Annotated in this window: 13 protein-coding genes; 9 read left to right on the top strand and 4 right to left on the bottom strand. The window is 74.8% G+C overall.

Annotated elements, in window-relative coordinates; translation table 11 throughout:
• Window positions 1-41 precede the first annotated feature (41 nt).
• From dnaJ to dnaK, 3 genes are all read right to left on the bottom strand, one after another.
• Window positions 42-1235 (bottom strand): molecular chaperone DnaJ, encoded by a 1194-nt coding sequence (gene dnaJ, locus ACPXCB_RS17195; protein WP_425876555.1) that lies wholly within the window; start codon window positions 1233-1235, stop codon window positions 42-44.
• A gap of 84 nt (window positions 1236-1319) precedes the next feature.
• Window positions 1320-2048 (bottom strand): nucleotide exchange factor GrpE, encoded by a 729-nt coding sequence (gene grpE, locus ACPXCB_RS17190; protein ID WP_425876553.1) that lies wholly within the window; start codon window positions 2046-2048, stop codon window positions 1320-1322.
• A 47-nt stretch (window positions 2049-2095) separates the two neighbouring features.
• On the bottom strand, window positions 2096-3967 hold the full coding sequence (gene dnaK / locus ACPXCB_RS17185; protein WP_425876551.1) for a molecular chaperone DnaK: 1872 nt from the start codon (window positions 3965-3967) through the stop codon (window positions 2096-2098).
• Window positions 3968-4190: 223 nt separating this feature from the next.
• Between dnaK and ACPXCB_RS17180 the strand changes: the two genes are divergently transcribed.
• From ACPXCB_RS17180 to ACPXCB_RS17170, 3 genes are all read left to right on the top strand, one after another.
• Window positions 4191-6032, top strand: coding sequence for an ABC transporter (locus ACPXCB_RS17180; protein WP_425876549.1), 1842 nt, complete (start codon window positions 4191-4193; stop codon window positions 6030-6032).
• Window positions 6029-7714, top strand: a complete 1686-nt coding sequence (locus tag ACPXCB_RS17175; RefSeq protein ID WP_425876547.1) for a GTPase — start codon at window positions 6029-6031, stop codon at window positions 7712-7714. The genes ACPXCB_RS17180 and ACPXCB_RS17175 overlap by 4 nt, the downstream gene beginning before the upstream one ends.
• A 114-nt stretch (window positions 7715-7828) precedes the next feature.
• Entirely contained in the window at window positions 7829-9052 is a 1224-nt protein-coding gene (locus ACPXCB_RS17170; RefSeq protein WP_425876545.1) for a hypothetical protein, read from the top strand.
• 86 nt (window positions 9053-9138) lie between these two features.
• Here ACPXCB_RS17170 and ACPXCB_RS17165 read toward each other — a convergent pair whose 3' ends face one another.
• Window positions 9139-9690 (bottom strand): phosphatase PAP2 family protein, encoded by a 552-nt coding sequence (locus ACPXCB_RS17165; protein WP_425876543.1) that lies wholly within the window; start codon window positions 9688-9690, stop codon window positions 9139-9141.
• Window positions 9691-9940: 250 nt separating this feature from the next.
• Between ACPXCB_RS17165 and ACPXCB_RS17160 the strand changes: the two genes are divergently transcribed.
• The 6 genes from ACPXCB_RS17160 (at window position 9941) to ACPXCB_RS17135 (ending at window position 18301) form a co-directional block, all read left to right on the top strand.
• Window positions 9941-10531 carry a hypothetical protein gene (locus ACPXCB_RS17160; RefSeq protein WP_425876541.1) on the top strand — a complete coding sequence of 197 codons (591 nt, stop codon included), beginning with the start codon at window positions 9941-9943 and terminating at the stop codon, window positions 10529-10531.
• Between the two features lie 670 nt (window positions 10532-11201).
• A complete protein-coding gene (gene pdhA, locus ACPXCB_RS17155; protein WP_132235260.1) occupies window positions 11202-12377 on the top strand; it encodes a pyruvate dehydrogenase (acetyl-transferring) E1 component subunit alpha in 1176 nt (391 codons plus the stop codon).
• Window positions 12377-13366: an alpha-ketoacid dehydrogenase subunit beta gene (locus ACPXCB_RS17150; RefSeq protein ID WP_425876539.1), complete on the top strand. Its 990-nt coding sequence runs from the start codon at window positions 12377-12379 to the stop codon at window positions 13364-13366. The genes pdhA and ACPXCB_RS17150 overlap by 1 nt, the downstream gene beginning before the upstream one ends.
• Before the next feature lie 5 nt (window positions 13367-13371).
• Complete coding sequence (locus ACPXCB_RS17145) at window positions 13372-14820, top strand: dihydrolipoamide acetyltransferase family protein (protein ID WP_425876755.1); 1449 nt, start codon at window positions 13372-13374, stop codon at window positions 14818-14820.
• Between the two features lie 259 nt (window positions 14821-15079).
• Window positions 15080-15217: a hypothetical protein gene (locus tag ACPXCB_RS17140; protein ID WP_165947779.1), complete on the top strand. Its 138-nt coding sequence runs from the start codon at window positions 15080-15082 to the stop codon at window positions 15215-15217.
• Window positions 15218-15559: 342 nt separating this feature from the next.
• Complete coding sequence (locus ACPXCB_RS17135) at window positions 15560-18301, top strand: LppU/SCO3897 family protein (RefSeq protein WP_425876537.1); 2742 nt, start codon at window positions 15560-15562, stop codon at window positions 18299-18301.
• Window positions 18302-18363 lie beyond the last annotated feature (62 nt).

Genomic DNA, 18363 nt, shown 5'->3' with positions numbered 1-18363 from the left:
TCACCTCCGCGTGCACTCCACCGAGCCGACTGAACACCGGGTCAACTGAATCGACGTACCCGCGCCTCGAGATGTTCCCGGGCGGCCGGCGGGGTCTGCGCGGCGAAGTCCTCCAACGCCGCTCGCGCCTCGTCGGACACCTTCGCGGGTACCACCACGTCGAGGGTCACCAGCAGGTCGCCCGCCTGACCGTCACGGCGGACCACCCCCTTGCCCCGCGCCCGCAGGATCCGGCCGCTCGGCGTACCCGGTGGGACCCGCAGGGTCACCGTGCCGTCGAGGGTGGGCACCCGCAGGTCCGTGCCGAGCACGGCCTCCGCGAACGTGACCGGCACCGTCAGCGTGAGGTCGTCGCCGGTACGCCCGAACAGTTCGTCCGGCCGCACCTTCACGTGTACGAAGAGGTCGCCCGCCGGGCCACCTCGCGCGCCGGGCTCGCCCCGCCCGGCCAGCCGGATCTTCTGGCCGTCCGCCACGCCGGCCGGGAAGCGGACGTTCAGCGTGCGGGTCTTGGTGACCCCGCCGGTGCCCTGGCACTCGGGGCACTTCTCGTCCACGACCGTGCCCACGCCCTGGCAGTTGCGGCACGGCTCGGAGAAGCTGAACGACCCCTGGTTGCGGTTGGTCACCCCGGCCCCGTGGCACACCGGGCAGGTGCGCGGCTGGGTGCCGGGCTTGGCCCCGTTGCCGTGGCAGGTGTCGCACACCCCGGGGGCGCGCAGCGTCAGCGGGAGCGTCACCCCGCGTACGGCGTCGTCGAAGTCGAGGGCCACCTCGGCCTCGACGTCCCGCCCCCGGGCCGGGCCACGGGCCGCCGCCCCGCCGGCGGGACCGCCTGCACCGCCCGAGAAGATCGAGCTGAACAGGTCCTGGAAGCCGGCCCCGCCGAAGCGGCGGTCACCGCCCCCGCCCGCGGCGCCCCCGAACAGGTCGGAGACGTCGAACGGCGCGCCGCCGGGCTGGCCGGCGCCACGGGCCCCGCGCCGGAACGCCCCCGAGCCGAACAGCGACCGCAGTTCGTCGTACTCCCGCCGCTTGGCGTCGTCGCCGAGGACGGCGTACGCCTCGGAGGCGGCCTTGAAACGCTCCTCGGCCTTCGGGTCGCCGGGGTTGTGGTCCGGGTGCGAATTCCGGGCCAGTTTCCGGTACGCCTTCTTGACGTCGTCGGCGGTGGCGGCCTTGTCCACGCCCAGCACGGCGTAGAAGTCCTTCTCGATCCAGTCCTTGGAACTCACCGGTCCACCCCCTTCCCTAGCTGGGGACCGACCGTCCCGCCGGCCCTCTGCGGGCGGGCGGGACGGTCCGGTCGTGGTTCCGCACTACTCCGGGTCGGCGACCGCGACCATCGCGGGCCGCAACAGTCGCTCACCGGCCTGGTAGCCCCGACGCATCACCTGTACGCAGGTGGGCTCGGTGACGTCGGCCGAGGTCTGGTGGGCGACCGCCTCGTGCCGGGTCGGGTCGAACGGGTCGCCCTGCTCGCCGAACGGGGTCAGCCCGAACTTGCCGAGCGCCGAGACGAGCTGATCGGCCACGCTGCCGAACGGCCCGACCAGGTCGCCGTGCTCGCGGGCCCGGTCCAGGTCGTCGAGGATCGGCAGCAGCGCGGCGAGCACCGCACCGGTTGCCTGCTCGGTGACCAGACCCTTGTCCCGGTCCACCCGCTTGCGGTAGTTGGCGTACTCCGCCGTCACCCGCTGGAGGTCCCGGGTCCGCTCGTCGAGGTCCTTGCGCAGCGCCTGGAGTTCGGCGCCGAGCGCGGTCGGGCCGCCGTCGACCGGCTGTGCCGGGGCGTCCACCACCGGCGGGCCGGTCACCTCGGCCGCCTCGACCTCGATCTCGTCGACGACGACCTCGGCCTCCTCGACCAGGCCCTCGGCCGGGACGTCCGATCCGGCGTCGGCGGCGGCCGGCTCGGACGTCTCGCTGATCTTGCGGTTGTCACGGATGACGACCCGTGGCCCGTCGCCGGCCTGCTCGGCGGGCGCGGAGCCACCCGGCGCCGACCCGGTCGCACCCGGGTCGGCAGCTCGTGGCTTCTCCGTCATGGGGCTACCTCATCCCTCTGCCGTGGTTCCGTGTCCGGGACGAACCGTCACTTCTTGTCCTTGTCCTCGTCCACGATCTCCGCGTCGACCACGTCGTCCGCGCCGCCGGCGGGCCCGCCGGCCTGCGTACCGCCGGTCGCCCCGGCACCCTCCGCGCCCGGACCGGCCTCGCCCGACTGCTCGCCCTGCTGGGCGTAGAGCAGCGAGCCGGCCTCCTGGGAGACCTGCGCCAGCCGCTCGTGGGCCGACTTGATCTTCTCGATGTCCTGGCCGCCGAGCGCGCCGCGCAGCTCACCGAGCGCCTCGTTGATCTTGTCACGGGACTCCGCCGGCAGCTTGTCGCCGCTCTCGGCCAGGAACTTCTCGGTCTGCCACTGGAGCGCCTCGGCCAGGTTGCGGGTCTCGGCCTCCTCGCGGCGACGCTTGTCGTCCTCGGCGTGCTCCTCGGCGTCGCGGCGCATCCGCTCGATGTCGTCCTTCGGCAGCGAGGAGCCGCCGGTGATCGTCATCTTCTGTTCCTTGCCGGTGCCGAGGTCCTTGGCGTGGACGTTGACGATGCCGTTGGCGTCGATGTCGAAGGTGACCTCGATCTGCGGCACGCCGCGCGGCGCCGGCGGGAGGCCGGTCAGCTCGAAGGTGCCGAGCTTCTTGTTGTAGGCCGCGATCTCCCGCTCACCCTGGAACACCTGGATCAGCACCGACGGCTGGTTGTCGTCCGCCGTGGTGAAGACCTCGGAGCGCTTGGTCGGGATGGTGGTGTTGCGCTCGATCAGCTTGGTGAAGATGCCGCCCTTGGTCTCGATGCCCAGGCTCAGCGGGGTCACGTCGAGCAGCAGGACGTCCTTGACCTCGCCCTTGAGCACGCCGGCCTGGAGGGCGGCGCCGACGGCGACGACCTCGTCCGGGTTCACGCCCTTGTTGGGCTCCTTGCCGGTGAGCTGCTTGACCAGGTCGGTCACGGCCGGCATCCGGGTCGAGCCGCCGACCATGATGACGTGCTCGACGTCGGAGACCTTGATGCCGGCGTCCTTCACTGCCTGCTCGAACGGGCCCTTGCAGCGGTCCAGCAGGTCCTGCGTCATCCGCTGGAACTCGGCCCGGCTGAGGGTCACGTCCAGGTGCAGCGGGCCCGCCGCACCGGCCGTGATGTACGGCAGGTTGATGTTGGTGGTGGTGGCGGCGGACAGCTCGATCTTGGCCTTCTCGGCCGCCTCGCGGAGCCGCTGGAGGGCCATCTTGTCCTGGCCCAGGTCGATGCCGTGCTCACCGCGGAAGGTCTTCACCAGGTGGTCGATGATCCGCTGGTCCCAGTCGTCGCCACCGAGGTTGTTGTCACCGCTGGTCGACTTGACCTCGACGACGCCCTCGGCCAGCTCCAGCAGCGACACGTCGAAGGTGCCGCCGCCGAGGTCGAAGACCAGGACGGTCTGCTCCTTGGAGCCCTTGTCCAGCCCGTACGCCAGGGCCGCCGCGGTCGGCTCGTTCACGATCCGCAGCACGTTGAAGCCGGCGATCTCGCCGGCCTCCTTGGTGGACTGGCGCTGGCCGTCGTTGAAGTAGGCCGGGACGGTGATCACCGCGTCGGTGATCTGCTCGCCCAGGTACGCCTCGGCGTCCCGCTTGAGCTTCATCAGCGTGCGGGCCGAGATCTCCTGCGGGGTGTACTTCTTGCCGTCGATGTCGACGGACCAGTTGGTGCCGATCTCCCGCTTGACCGAGCGGATGGTCCGGTCCGGGTTCGTCACCGCCTGGCGCTTGGCGACCTCACCGACGAGCACCTCGCCGTTGCGGGCGAACGCGACGATCGACGGGGTCGTCCGCGAGCCCTCAGCGTTGGCGATGACGGTGGGCTCACCGCCCTCCAGAACGCTGACGCAGGAGTTCGTCGTGCCCAGGTCGATACCGACCGCACGTGCCATCTTCGCTTCCTCGCTTCATCACGTCGTGGGCAGGTGACGGGCGACGCCCGTCGAGCTGCCCGGCGGGCGTCGCCCGCAGCGACCCCACCACAAGTTGAGTGAACTTGACTCAATAGTGCCACGCCCCGCGAAATCGTCAAGTCGGGGTTGAGCCGACCCGACGCAACCCCAGGTTCGTACCGATCGGTTGTCTTCCCTTGCATCGGTCGGGCACGCTTTAGCGGTGACGACGCACGGCGATCCCGCCACCCCGGCCGGCACGCCCACCGTCGCAGCCCGCACCGGCCCCACGGACGCCGGGGAGGACCGGCCCGCCACCACCGGGGACGACAGCCTGCCCGCCACACTGGCCGGCCTGCGCGCCGCGATCGGGGCGGCCCGGTTCCCACTCGCGCTGCCCTCCGCCGAGCCTGCCCGGCGCGCCGGCGGGAACCTCACCGACCAACTCGACGACTACCTGCTGCCCCGGCTGCGCCGGCTCGACGCGCCGCTGCTCGTGGTGGTCGGCGGGTCCACCGGCGCGGGCAAGTCCACGCTGGTCAACAGCATGGTGCAGGCGCGGGTGAGCGCCGCCGGGGTGCTCCGCCCGACCACCCGCTCCCCGGTGCTGGTCTGCAACCCGGCCGACTCGGGCTGGTTCCGCCAGGGCGAGCTGCTGCCCGGCCTCACCCGCACCACCGAGCCCAGCGAGGACCCGCGCACCCTGCAACTGGTGACCGCCCCGGCCCTGCCGGCCGGGCTGGCCTTCCTCGACGCCCCCGACATCGACTCGGTCGTCGACGCCAACCGGGCCCTGGCCGGGCAACTCCTGGCCGCCGCCGACCTCTGGCTCTTCGTCACCACCGCCGCCCGCTACGCCGACGCCGTCCCCTGGGAGCTGCTGCGCAGCGCCCGGGCCCGGGGCGCGGTCATCGCCATGGTGCTGGACCGGGTGCCTCCGGAGGCGGCCGACGAGATCGCCGCCCACCTGTCGGAGATGCTCGCCGCCCAGGAGCTGGGGGCGGCCCCGCTCTTCGTGCTGCCGGAGACCTGGGTCGACGGGCAGGGCCTGCTGCCCGAGCGGGTCACCGCGCCGCTCGCCGCCTGGTTCGCCCGGCTGGCCGCCGACGCCGACGCCCGCGCCGCCGTGGTCCGGCAGACCCTGGACGGCGCGCTCGCCGCGCTGCACCCGGCGGTCGAGGGGCTCGCCGACGCCGCCGAGGAGCAGATCACCGCCGCCGACGCGCTCGACGAGCGGGTGCTGGCCGCGTACCGGGGGGCGTACCGGACCGTCGGGCAGGGGCTGAAGGACGGCCGGTTGCTCCGCGGCGAGGTGCTGGCCCGCTGGCAGGAGTTCGTCGGCACCGGCGAGTTCTTCCGCACCATGGAGGCCCGCATCGGGCGGCTCCGCGACCGGGTGGTGGCGGCCGTCACCGGCCGGCCCGCGCCCGCGTCCGAGCTGCGGGACGCGATCGAGTCCCAGCTGGTGACCCTGCTGCGGGGCGTCGCCGCCGAGGCGGCCGAGAACGCGTACACCGGGTGGAAGGCCCATCCCGCCGGGGCGGCGCTGCTCGAACCGGAGCTGGCCCACCCCTCCGCCGACCTGCCCGAACGGGCCGAGCGGCTGGTGCGGGAGTGGCAGCGGGGCGTGCTGGAGCTGGTCCGCGCCGAGGGCGGCGACCGCCGCTTCGTGGCCAGGACGGCCGCGTACGCGGTGAACGCCACCGGGCTCGCCGTCATGATCGCGGTGTTCGCCTCGACGGCGTTCATCCCCACCGGGCTGGAGGTGGCCACCGGGGCCGGCACGACCGTCGCCGCGCAGACCGTGCTCCAGGCGATCTTCGGCGACCAGGCCGTGCGTACGCTGGCCGCCAAGGCCCGGGCCGACCTGCTGGACCGGGTGCGGGCCCTGCTCGACGACGAGGCCGCCCGCTACCTGGACCGGACGGCGCAGGCGCGGCCCGCCGCGGGCACCGCGGAAGCCCTGCGCGGCGCCGCCAACCGGGTGGAGATCGCCCGCAACCGCAGCGACCTCTCCGGCGCGGCCGTCGCGGGCCCGCCCGGCACCGGGGACGGAGGGTCATGACCAACATCGTCGGGCGGATGCGCGAGGCGTTCCGCGGAGACCAGCGGGTGGACGCCGACGCGCTCGTCGCCCGCCTCGACGCCGTACGCCGGTTCCTCACGGTCGTCGACGGCCACCTGCCGGACGCGCGGCTCGTGTCGGCGCACACCCTCGTCGAGCGGGCCGGCACCCGGCTGGCGCTCTCCCGCGACCACACCGTGGTGGCCCTCGCCGGCGCGACCGGCAGCGGCAAGTCCAGCCTGTTCAACGCGCTGGCCCGGATGGCACTCTCCACGGTCGGGGTGCGCCGCCCCACCACCGGCGTCGCGCACGCCTGCGTCTGGGGGCCGCTCGACGGCGGCAACCGCCTGCTCGACTGGGTGGGCGTGCTGCCCCGGCACCGGTTCGTCCGGGAGAGCGTGCTGGACGGCGACGACGAGTCCGCCCTGCACGGGCTGATCCTGCTCGACCTGCCCGACTTCGACTCGGTGCAGCGGTCGCACCGGCTGGAGGTGGACCGGCTGCTCGGCCTGGTCGACCTCGTGGTGTGGGTGGTCGACCCGCAGAAGTACGCCGACCGCGTCATCCACACCAACTACCTGCGCGAGTTCCACCGGCACCGGGACGTCACCCTGGTCGTGCTCAACCAGGCCGACCGGCTGCCCCCGGCCGAGCTGCCCCGGGTGCTGGCCGACCTGCGCCGGCTGCTCGACTCCGACGGCCTGGACGGCGTACCGCTGCTGGCGACCACCGCCGTCGACCCGGCGGGCATGGTCGGGCTGCGGGAGGCGCTGGAACGCACGGTGGCCGAGCGGCAGGCCGCGCTGCGGCGGCTCCAGGGCGACGTGGACGCGGTGGTGGCCGGGCTCGAAGAGCTGGTCGGCGGCGCCTCGCCGGCCGGTGGACCCGACGACGCCGCCGTCAGCGCGCTGCACCGGGCGCTCGCCGGCGCCGCCGGGGTGCCGCCGGTCGCCGAGGCGGTCGAGCAGGCGTACCGGCACCGGGGCGCCGCCACCACCGGCTGGCCGCTGGTCCGGGGCTGGCGGCGGCTGCGGCCCGACCCACTGCGCCGGCTGCACCTGCCCGGCCCGGCCGCCGGCCGCGACGAACCGGCGGAGAGCCTCGTCGCCGCGACCTCGGTGCCCGACCCCACCGCAGCGCAGCGCGCGGCGCTCGGGCTGGCGATCCGGTCGGTGGCCGAACGGGCCGGGACGGACCTGCCCGCCGCCTGGCCGGCCGCGGTGACCGCCGCCGCCCGCTCCCGCCTCGCCGACCTGCCGGACGCGCTGGACCGCGCGGTGGCCAACACCGACCTGGGCATGGACCGGCGACCGCTCTGGTGGCGATTCGTCGGCGGCCTCCAGTGGCTGGTGACCCTGGCCGCGCTGGCCGGGCTGGGCTGGCTGGCGCTCGGCTACGCGCTGCGCGCGCTGGGCCTGCCGGCGCTGGAGCACCCGATGGTCGGCGAGGTGCCGCTGCCCACCCTGCTGCTCCTCGGCGGCCTGCTCGCCGGGCTGCTGGTGGCCGCCCTGACCAGGCCGATCGTCCGCTGGGCGGCCCGCCGCGCCCGTCGCCGGGCCGAACGGCGCCTCACGGACGCGGTGGCGACGGTCGGCGAGGAGCACGTGCTGACCCCGGTGCGGGCGGTGCTCGCCTCCTACGCCGAGGCGCGTACGGCTCTGGGGGAGGCCGCCGGCCGCTGAGTCGAAAATCCCGTCCCACGACAACCGCAGGTCGGCGGCGTGGCGGCGCGACGCGGGCCCGACGCTCGGGTCGCTCGTACCGTCCCAGGGCGGGCGGCGGCGTAGGGTCGGTGGATGGGAACGCCTCAGACCCCGTACGACGCGGTGCTGCACGCCGCCCGCGACGTGGCCAAGCTGGACAACGCCCTCGACGCGGAGATGCTCGGCGCGGCCCTGCTCGGCAGCGTCTACTCCGTCGCCGAGACCGAACGTGACGCCGCCGTCCGGGACTTCGTGGCCGGCTTCCTGGCCGCCACCTCCCGCCGCCGCTCGGCCGCAGCGACCACCATCCGTTCCGTGTTCGCCGCGCTGGTGCCCGACGCCGAGGGCACCGACCGGGTCCGTCCGGGCGCCGCCACCCCCGCCTGGGCCAGCCAGCTCGGCCGCGTGCACCTGACCGGCTGCTGGTCCTACGGCGACGTGTACGGCGACCAGACCTCCTACCTGGCGACCTTCGCCTACGACGACCCGGCCGGCGGTTCGGCGCACGCCGTGGTGACGCTGCTCGACCACAACATCGGCATCACCAAGGACGTCTTCGTCGGCGGGCCGCCCGACCGCATCCTCGACCAGGTCCGGCAGATGTGCGCCGGGGACGAGCTGACCTGGTTCCGCGACGAGGAGCCGGCCCGGATGCGCGCCGAGGTGAGCCGCCACCTCGCGATCACCGACGGCCTGACCGAGTTGCCCGGGGAGGGCTCGCTCGCCACCGACCGCGCCCTGCTCGGCGCCCGGCTGGCACGGCTGCCGCAGGCGGCTGGGGCGGCCCCCGCGCCCGCCGCCGAACCGCTCTCCGCCGCCGAGCGTACGGACCTGGTCCGCCGGTTCCTCGCCTCGCCCGAGGCGGCCCGGTTCGGCCTGGACGCCATCGACGGGGCGGAGCTGGCCTCGCTGCACTTCTGCCTCAGCCTGCTGCTGGACCACGCGGCGAGCTTCCCGGACGCCGACCCGATGCGGTGGAGCCCCACCGTGGCCGGGCTGTTCCTGCTGGACTGGGTGCACCGGCGCGCGGTGCTGGACATGGACGACGCCGCGCTGCTGCCCCGGGTGCTGCGCGCCTGGGCCGGCTACGCCGCCCGTAAGCGCGGGCTGCCTGAACAGGCGGCGACGCAGATCGACACGGCCGTCGAGGAGATGGTGCCGGAGTTCGCCCGCCTCTACAGCACGGGCGAGCGCCGCAGCCCCGCCACGGCCGCCGTCGCACAGCTGATGGCCGACGGCGTCGACCCCGACGACCCGGCCGCCCTCGACGCCTGGATCGAGGCCAACCGCCACCGCCTCACGGACGACCCCGCCTAACCCCCCGCCCCCCTTCCCCAACCCGCCCCTCCCGCGCCGCCCCCGCGCGCGACGGCCTTGGCCGGGGGTGCGCGGAGGGGGGTGGGTTAGCGGAGGGGGGCGAAGAAGAGGGCGGCTACCAGGGCGCCCAGGGCTACTCCCGCGACCACCTGGGGCACGGTGTGGTCGCGCAGGCGGACCCGGGACCAGGCGACCAGCACGAGCAGGGGCGCCGTCGCCAGCAACCCGGCCCCGAACGTGAGCACCAGCACGACCACCGTGCCGGCGGCCACCGCCGAGTGGATCGACATCTTCCACCAGTGGCTCACCGTCACGGCGACCACCAGGCCGACGAGCCCGGCGGCGGCCAGGGCCAGCACCGGTCGCGGCGCGCCGAGCAGGGCGAGCAGGGCCAGCCCGGCGGCGACCGAGCAGAGCCCGAACAGCAGCGGGACGCGGCGCTGCTCGCGGATCCCCACGTGATGGTCGGTCAGCCGGCCGCGACGCACCCCGCCGAGGATGTACGCGAACGGGATCCCGCTGACGAAGAGCGTGGCCAGCAGCCCCCAGGCCAGCCCGTGCGCGCCCTGGGCGCTGTGCCAGCCGACCGCCAGCGTCAGCGCCGAGACCAGCACCGCGGGCGCGGTCAGCTCGGTCACGAACCGGGCGAGCCGGAGGGTCCGGCCGGGTGGTGGCGGGGCGGCCGGACGGCTGTGGGGTTCCGCGTCCGAACCGCCCGTCCCGCTCAGCGCCCCGCCTCTGCGTCCACCCCGGGCCGCCGCCCGGAGCCGTTCCCGTCCGTACCTCGGCGCTCCGACCGGGCCGGGGCCCTGCCGTGGATCACCTGCCGTCGACCGTCACCGTACCCGCGGTCGGCCGTCCCGGTGCCCGGTCCCGCCGGGATCGCCGGTGGTCGGGTCGGGGTCGACGGTCGCGCTGGCGGTCGGGTCGTCCGGTGCCGGGGACGCGCTGGGCGCCGGGGACGCCGTGGGCTCGGGCGGTAGCGAGAGGGTGCTCGTCGGCTCCGCCGACGTCGGCTCGCCGGTCGGCGTGGGTGCCGGGCTCGGGCTGGGGCTCGGCGAGGGCTTCGGCGACGGGCTCGGGGACGCCGAAGGCCTCGGGGACGAGGGCGCCGAAGGCCTCGGGGACGAGGGCGGCGGCACCGGTCGGCCGCCGGGCCGGGACGGGGGCTTCGGACGCGCCGCCGGGCCGAGCGGCGGCGGCGGGGCGGGCGCCGCGACGATCGGCGTACCCGGGAGGGGCACGACGGTCCGCCAGTCGCCCGGGTCGGCCACGGCGGGGGACGGGGTCGACGGGACTGCCGGCGGCCGACCCGTCGCCGGCACCGGGATCACCACGGGGCCGACCGAGGGCGTCGGTAGGAACGGGGTGCTGCCGTCCGGCAGGGCCGTGCTGCCGACGGTGGCGGAGCCGGTGCTGATCGCGGCGAGGATCGGCATCGACGCGGTGCCGGCGAGCAGGGCCACGGTGAACAGGTAGCCCCGGGGCGGCCCGCCCGAACCGGGAGCCCGGTGCGCGCCGACCAGCCGGCGGTAGCCGCCGGCCCGGTGCCGGCCGAGGAGGGGAACGGTGGGATCTGGGCCTGGCTCGGACACCACACACCCCTTTTCGTCGACTCCGGCGGTGGACGGGCCGGTACGGCGACCGGCCCGAGCGCCCGGGGCACCGCCCGGACACGAGGAAGCGGCAAACCGCCCCGACGCGGACGATCCCGCGCCAATCAGCCTGGACCAGTGACGGTCGGTCGGCCAACCCTGTACAGCGTGTCGACACGCGTATCTGGCCGAACGGTGACGAACCACCGCCGGATCGGCCGCGCGTCGATGCAACGGACACCGGGCGCTCCGTGCGACGAAGCGGGCCACCGCGAGCGGCCGGGACAGGCGCACTGTGGGCGCGCTCACGTGTGATGCGAATATGGACCACGACGGCAACGCAGCCACGACCTCCGCGCACCCTCGCGGCAGGCGCGGCTGGGCGCCGGCGCTCCCGATCCGGGTTCGGCCAGAATCCGGCTCACGCCGCGCGGCAACCCCCACCGGGGCTAGGCGCGGCCGCCAGGAACCCGTCCGGCACCAGCCGGGCAGGCGCACGAGTTGCGCGGCCGGGTGACCCCCCGGTGCCGACGCAGACAGACAGGGAGAGACGGATGGCAAAGGGCGACCCCGGGGTCTCCAGTCGCGGCCGACGGGCCGCACCCCGGTCCAAGAAGGGTGCGACCGGCGACCCGCAGCTGGTGCAGCTGCTCACCCCGGAGGGTGAGCGGATCGAGAGCGCGACCGGCCCGGACGGAACCGAGTACCGCGTCGACTTCACCGACGAGGAGTACCGCGGGCTCTACCGCGACCTCGTGCTGGTCCGCAAGCTCGACGCCGAGGCCACCGCGTTGCAGCGCCAGGGCGAGCTGGGCCTGTGGGCCAGCCTGCTGGGCCAGGAGGCCGCGCAGGTGGGCTCGGGACGCGCGCTGCGTACGCAGGACATGGCCTTCCCGACCTACCGGGAGCACGGCGTCCTCTACTGCCGGGGCATCGACCCGATCATGCCGCTCGGCCTGTTCCGGGGCGTCGACCAGGGCGGCTGGGACCCGAACGAGTTCAAGTTCAACATGTACACGATCGTGATCGGGGCGCAGACCCTGCACGCGACCGGCTACGCCATGGGCGTCCACATGGACGGCAAGACCGGCACCGAGGACGGCGAGGCGGTGATCGCCTACTTCGGCGACGGCGCCACCAGCCAGGGCGACGTCAACGAGGCGTTCGTCTGGGCCAGCGTCTTCAACGCCCCGCTGGTGTTCTTCTGCCAGAACAACCAGTACGCCATCTCCGAGCCGCTGGAGCGCCAGACCCGCGTGCCGCTCTACCAGCGGGCCGGCGGCTTCGGCTTCCCCGGTGTCCGGGTGGACGGCAACGACGTGCTCGCGTCGTACGCGGTGACCCGGCACGCGCTGGACAACGCCCGACTCGGCCAGGGCCCCAGCCTGATCGAGGCCTACACCTACCGGATGGGCGCGCACACCACCTCGGACGACCCGACCCGTTACCGGATCGCCAGCGAGGTCGAGGCCTGGCAGGCGAAGGACCCGATCGCCCGGATGAAGGCGTTCCTGGAGAAGCAGCAGATCGCCGACGCGGACTTCTTCGCGGCCGTCGACGAGCAGGCCCGCACCGAGTCGGTGCACCTGCGCGAGCGGGTGCTCGCCATGCCCAACCCCGAGCCGGTGACGATGTTCGACCACGTCTACCCCAACGGGTCCCCCGAGCTCGACGAGCAGCGGGCGCAGTTCACGAAGTACATGGAGTCGTTCGAGGGGAGCGCCCACTGATGGCCACGGAGACGCTCACCCTCGGCAAGGCCCTCAACACCGGTCTGCGCAGGGCCCTGGAGAACGACCCGAAGGTCGTCATCATGGGCGAGGACGTCGGCAAGCTCGGCGGCGTCTTCCGGATCACCGACGGCCTCCAGAAGGACTTCGGCGACCAGCGGGTGATCGACACCCCGCTCGCCGAGTCCGGCATCATCGGCACCGCGGTCGGCCTGGCCATCCGCGGCTTCCGGCCGGTCTGCGAGATCCAGTTCGACGGCTTCGTCTACCCCGCGTACGACCAGATCGTGTCGCAGGTGGCGAAGATGCACTACCGCTCGCAGGGCAAGGTGCGGATCCCGATGGTCATCCGGATCCCGTTCGGCGGCGGCATCGGCGCGGTCGAGCACCACTCGGAGTCGCCGGAGGCGTACTTCGCCCACACCGCCGGCCTGAAGGTGGTGTCCTGCGCCAACCCGCAGGACGCGTACACGATGATCCAGCAGGCCGTCGCCTCGGACGATCCGATCGTCTTCCTGGAGCCGAAGCGGCGCTACTGGGAGAAGGGCCCCGTCGAGCTGGACGCCCCGCTGTCCGGTGCGTACCCGCTGCACTCGTCCCGGGTCGTCCGGCCCGGCACGGACGCCACGGTGCTGGCGTACGGGCCGATGGTGCGGACCTGCCTGGAAGCGGCGACCGCCGCCGCCGAGGACGGCCGGGAGCTGGAGGTCATCGACCTGCGCTCGCTCTCCCCGCTGGACCTGACCGCCGCGTACGAGTCGGTGAAGCGCACCGGCCGCTGCGTGGTCGTGCACGAGGCCCCGGGCAACCTGGGCCTGGGCTCTGAGATCGCCGCCCGGATCACCGAGGAGTGCTTCTACTCCCTGGAGTCCCCGGTGCTGCGGGTGACCGGCTTCGACACCCCCTACCCGGCCGCCCGGGTGGAGGAGGAGTACCTGCCCGACCTCGACCGGGTGCTCGACGCCGTCGACCGCACCTTCGGCTGGTGAGCGGCATGTCACGGATCAAGGAGTTCAACCTTCCCGACCTGGGCGAGGGCCTGACCGAGGGCGAGATCCTCGCGTGGCTCGTCAAGGTCGGCGACGTCATCGAGCTGAACCAGCCGATCGTCGAGGTGGAGACGGCCAAGGCGGCCGTCGAGATCCCGGCGAAGTGGGCCGGCCAGGTGCAGGCGATCTTCCACCCGGAGGGGAGCACGGTCGAGGTCGGCACGCCGATCATCGCGATCGACACCGACCCGGGCGCCGGGCCGATCGAGGCGTCGACGACCGGCGCCCCGGACGCCGCCCTGCCCACCCCGTCGGCGGCGTCACTGGCCGCGGTCCAGGTGGCACCGGCCGAGGGCGCGGTCGAGCCGGGCCTGATCGGCGGTCCCGCCCCGGGCGGCCGTACCGCCGTGCTGGTCGGCTACGGCCCGCGGACCACGGCGGCCAAGCGCCGCCCCCGCAGAGCCGACACACCGGTGCCGGCCCAGGCCGCGCAGCCGGTCGCACCGACGCAGCCGGCCCCGGTGGCCACTGCGCCGTCGAACGGTCACGGACCGGCCGGCGGGCCCGTGCTGGCCAAGCCGCCGGTGCGGAAGCTCGCCAAGGATCTCGGCGTCGACCTCTCCGCGCTGACCGGGTCGGGGCCGCTGGGCTCGATCACCCGGGAGGACGTACAGCGGGCGGCGAGCGGGGCCACGGCGGCGGCCGAGCCGCTCGCGGTGTCGGCCCCGGCCACGGCGGCCGCGAGCTTCGGCGCGGACCGCGAGCAGCGCATCCCCGTCAAGGGGGTACGCAAGCTCACCGCCGAGAACATGGCCCGCTCGGCGTTCACCGCGCCGCACGTCACGGAGTTCCTCACCGTCGACGTGACCCGGGCGATGAAGGCCCTGGACCGGCTCCGCAACCGGCGGGAGTGGCGCGACGTGCGGGTCTCGCCGCTGCTGCTGGTGGCCAAGGCGGTGCTGCTGGCCGTCAAGCGCCACCCGATGGTCAACTCGACCTGGGCCGGCGACGAGATCGTCGTCAAGGACTACGTCAACCTGGGCATCGCGGCGGCCACCGAGCGCGGGCTGATCGTGCCGAACATCAAGGACGCCGGCCGGCTCTCGCTGCGCGAGCTGGCGGACGCGATGACCGCCCTGGTGCAGACGGCCAAGACCGGGAAGACCTCGCCGGCCGACATGTCCGGCGGCACGCTGACGATCACCAACGTCGGCGTGTTCGGGGTGGACACCGGTACGCCGATCCTGCCCCCGGGCGAGTCGGCGATCCTGGCCTTCGGCGCGGTCCGCGAGATGCCCTGGGTCCACAAGGGCAAGGTCCGGCCGCGTCAGGTCACCACGCTGGGCCTCTCCTTCGACCACCGGATCATCGACGGTGAGCTGGGCTCGAAGTTCCTGCGCGACATCGGGGAGTTCCTGGCCGACCCGGAGGCGGCGCTGCTCGCCTGGACCTGACGGTCCTGACGCCAGCCGAACGGCCGGTGTGCGACGGGTTGACGCCCGGCACACCGGCCGTTGTCCTTTTGTGGCGCGCGCACGCCCGGCACCGGCCGCCTTCAGTGACAGAGGATTGCGCGGGTCACAGGCCCTCCTCACCTTCGATTGTTCGGTCAGTGTCACAGCTCACCTAACAATCGATGGAATTTGCGCCCGTCTTGGGGTTCAATAGAAGACACCAAGGGGCTGACAACCGAATAGCCAGGAGGAGAGACCCATGAGCATGATCGAGCGAATCCGCAACCGCCGCGACGCCAACCGCCGCGCCCGTGCCATCGAGCACGCGCTGCGCTCCGCCAACTCGCCCGCGGTCCGCGAAGAGATCCTCGCCATCGCCCAGCGTCACATGAGCTGACGCCCGGAACCTTTCTCACCTCCTCCAGATCGATGACCCGCCCGGTCCGCCCGGGCGGGTCTTCGGCGTTTCGCAGCGGCTGACACCGGGATTCCACCTCGCCTCAGCGCCCGGTACGGTGGGCTTCGGTCGTCGCCCGCCGACCCGGAGCAGTCGAGTCGATAGAAGCCGCTCGACACCATCCGGCCACGGGGAGTGACGATCGTGCTCCCCGGTCGCCCTCGGGCGGTCACCGGATACGGTGCGGGGAGCCGGCACGGCCGGTACACCGGCGACGCCGGCCACCCTGCCGAGAAGACCGATCGGCAGTGGCGGCCGACAGGTGATGGAGGAGGCGCACGCATGACGTCCGAGGGCACGCACCACCCCGGCCAGCAGCCGGACGAGGTGTCGCCGGGCGCCGGCGGACCGGCGCCGTACGGCGACCGCCCGGCACAGCAGGACAACAGTTACGGCGCCGGCGCCCCCGATCTGGGCTGGGCACCCCCGCCCCCGTCGGAGCGACCGAACCCGCCCGCCTGGGGCGCGCAGGGTGAGCAGCAGCCGGCCCCCGCGTGGGCAGCCCAGGCGCCGCAGCAGACCGACCCGGCCCAGTCCGGCCAGTGGGGACCGTCCGGCGCGTCGCCGCAGCCGCCGTGGCCGGGCGCGCAGGAGCAGGCCGGCCCGGCCTGGGCTGCCGCCGCCGCGCAGCCGCCACACGCCGCCCCGGAGCAGCCCGCCTGGGCATCCGGCGAGCAGGCGTCCCCCGCCTGGGCGCAGCCCGAGCCCGCCCGCGGCGCCGCCCGGGTCCCGCAGCCCGCACCCGCGCCCACCCCCCAGCCCTGGCCCGCCCAGGACGACCCCAACCGCTCCGGCGGCTGGGCCGGCGACCAGCAGCAGCAGGACGAGCAGGCCCGGCCCGGCGGCTGGGCCGGCGGTGCCACCCCGGACGACCGGCCCGCGCAGGGCGACTGGGCCGCGCAGCAGAACGACGCCGACCGCCCCGGCGACGGCCAGCAGCAGGACGATCCCAACCGCTCCGGCGGCTGGCAGCAGGACGACCCGAACCGCTCCGGCGGCTGGGCCGGCGGCCAGCAGCAGGACGAGCAGCCCGCCTGGGGATCCGGCGAGCAGGCGTCCCCCGCCTGGGCGCAGCCCGAGCCCGCACGCGGCGCCGCCCGGGTCCCGCAGCCCGCACCCGCACCCGCGCCCACCCCCCAGCCCTGGCCCGCCCAGGACGACCCCTCCCGCTCCGGTGGCTGGAACGCCGAGTCCCCTCAGGACCCCGCCAACGGCTGGAACCCGGGACAGCAGCAGGACGACCCCAACCGCTCCGGCGGCTGGTCCGGCACCGAGCAGCAGCAGGGCGAGCAGCCCGACGACCGGGACGCGAACGGCTGGGGCGCCCCGCAGCCCACCTCCACCCCGCCCGGCCGCGCCTCCGTCCCGGTACCCGGCGACGGCGGGCCGAAGCCGTGGGGTCCCGCTGCGGAGAACCCGCCACAGTGGGCCGGTAACGCCGCCGAGCGCCCGGCCGTACCGGACGTCGAGCCGTGGTCGGCGGACGAGGTGTGGGGCCGCGCGGAGGCGAGCGAGCCCGCCCCGGGCCGGGCCGGCAACGGCTGGGAGCCCGAGCGGGCCGAGGAACCCCCGATCTACCAGCCCGCACCGGGGCCCGGCATCTCGCCGGCCAACGCCGTGCCGCTGCCGCCGCAGGAGCAGCGGGTGCCCGGCGCCAGCCTGGCCTCCGCCCCGCCGGTCGACTACGCGCCGCCGGCCCAGTTCGCCCCCGAGCAGCCCGGCCGGGACGGCGGCCTGCCGGCGTACGAGCAGGAGCAGCCGGGTTGGGCCCAGGCCGGCTCCCGGCACGACGAGCCGCAGTCGCCCGCCGGTCCGGTGGTCCCCGCACCGCGCACCTCGCCCGAGGTGGGCGGGCGGGCGGCCGTACCGTCGCCGGAGGGTGCCGAACCGGCCGCCGGCAGCGTCTCGGCGAGCGCCTCGGTGCCGCTGGCCAGCCGGGTGCTGCCGCCGACCGACCAGGCCCTGCGACCGGGCGGTGCGCCCGCGCCGCAGCCCCGGGTGTACGGCCGACCGGCCCGTCCTGAGCCGGCGGACGAGCCGGAGCAGGAGGACCCGCGCGGACACCGGCCGGACCACGCGCCGGCGCCCAGCTTCGACCAGGGGCCGGATCCGCGCTTCGAGCAGGGACCGGATGCGCGCTTCGGCCAAGGGCCGGACCCGCGCTTCGAGCAGGGACCGGACCCGCGCTTCGGCCAAGGGCCGGACCCGCGCTTCGACCAGGGTCAGGACAACCGGTTCGACCAGGGCACCGAGAGCCGGTTCGACCAGGGCCCGGACAACCGGTTCGACCAGGGCCACGAGGGCCGCTTCGACGACCGGGACCGGGCACCGAGCGGAACCGCCGTCTTCGGCGCGGTCGCCCCGATGGCGCCCGCCTCGCCGGCCGCGCCCCCGGCCTTCCCGCCGGGCGTACCGTCCTTCGTCGACCCGCCGGCCAGCGACCGGCCGGTGAACGGGGTCCGGCCGCACGACAGCGCCGACCGGCCCGCCGACCCCTTCGGTACGCCGAACGCCGCTGGCGCGGCACCCGGCTACGGGCCCGCCCCGACCGCCGCGCCCACGTCGGGCGGCGCGTTCCCGTCGGCGTTCCCGCCGCCCCCGCAGCAGCCCGGCCCCTGGGACCAGGGCGGCCCGGAGCAGGAGCAGAACCGCTTCGACTCGTTCAAGCCGATCGCGGAGCCGAAGACCGAGCCGGCCCCCACGCCCAAGGTCCGCAACGGCCGGGTGCTCGCCGCGGTGCTCGTCGCGGCGGTGCTCATCCTGGCGGTGCCGCTGGGGCTGCTCATGCTGCTCGGCAAGGTCGGCGGCGACGACCCGGCCCCGGCGTTCGACCCGGCGGTCGGCAGCTGCGTGAAGAAGTCGGGCGAGACGGCGGCGGCGGCGGAGTGCGGCGAGGCGGGCGCCTTCACCGTGGTCTCCAAGGTGGACGCCAAGGACAAGTGCGCCGACCCGACCCAGCCGCACGTGGTGCTCAAGGGCAGCGGGGCGAACCGCGTGCTCTGCCTCAAGCCGGCGGGCCAGTAACTCACAGCGCGACGGCGGGGCCACGGATGACCGTGGCCCCGCCGTCGTTTGCACCACCGAGG

It is taken from the genome of Micromonospora sp. DT62 (assembly GCF_049847285.1).
Taxonomy (GTDB): Bacteria; Actinomycetota; Actinomycetes; order Mycobacteriales; family Micromonosporaceae; genus Micromonospora; species Micromonospora reichwaldensis.
The sequence above is the reverse complement of the archived record's forward strand: the minus strand, read 5'-3'. Positions and strand labels throughout refer to the sequence as shown.

Bases quoted from the DNA above. Each gene is read 5' to 3' on its own strand.
- ACPXCB_RS17140 (WP_165947779.1), top strand. From the start codon at position 15,080: ATGAGCATGATCGAGCGAATCCGCAACCGCCGCGACGCCAACCGCCGC.
- ACPXCB_RS17135 (WP_425876537.1), top strand. From the start codon at position 15,560: ATGACGTCCGAGGGCACGCACCACCCCGGCCAGCAGCCGGACGAGGTG.
- ACPXCB_RS17145 (WP_425876755.1), top strand. From the start codon at position 13,372: ATGTCACGGATCAAGGAGTTCAACCTTCCCGACCTGGGCGAGGGCCTG.
- ACPXCB_RS17170 (WP_425876545.1), top strand. From the start codon at position 7,829: ATGGGAACGCCTCAGACCCCGTACGACGCGGTGCTGCACGCCGCCCGC.
- ACPXCB_RS17150 (WP_425876539.1), top strand. From the start codon at position 12,377: ATGGCCACGGAGACGCTCACCCTCGGCAAGGCCCTCAACACCGGTCTG.
- pdhA (WP_132235260.1), top strand. From the start codon at position 11,202: ATGGCAAAGGGCGACCCCGGGGTCTCCAGTCGCGGCCGACGGGCCGCA.
- grpE (WP_425876553.1), bottom strand. From the start codon at position 2,048: ATGACGGAGAAGCCACGAGCTGCCGACCCGGGTGCGACCGGGTCGGCG.
- dnaK (WP_425876551.1), bottom strand. From the start codon at position 3,967: ATGGCACGTGCGGTCGGTATCGACCTGGGCACGACGAACTCCTGCGTC.
- ACPXCB_RS17175 (WP_425876547.1), top strand. From the start codon at position 6,029: ATGACCAACATCGTCGGGCGGATGCGCGAGGCGTTCCGCGGAGACCAG.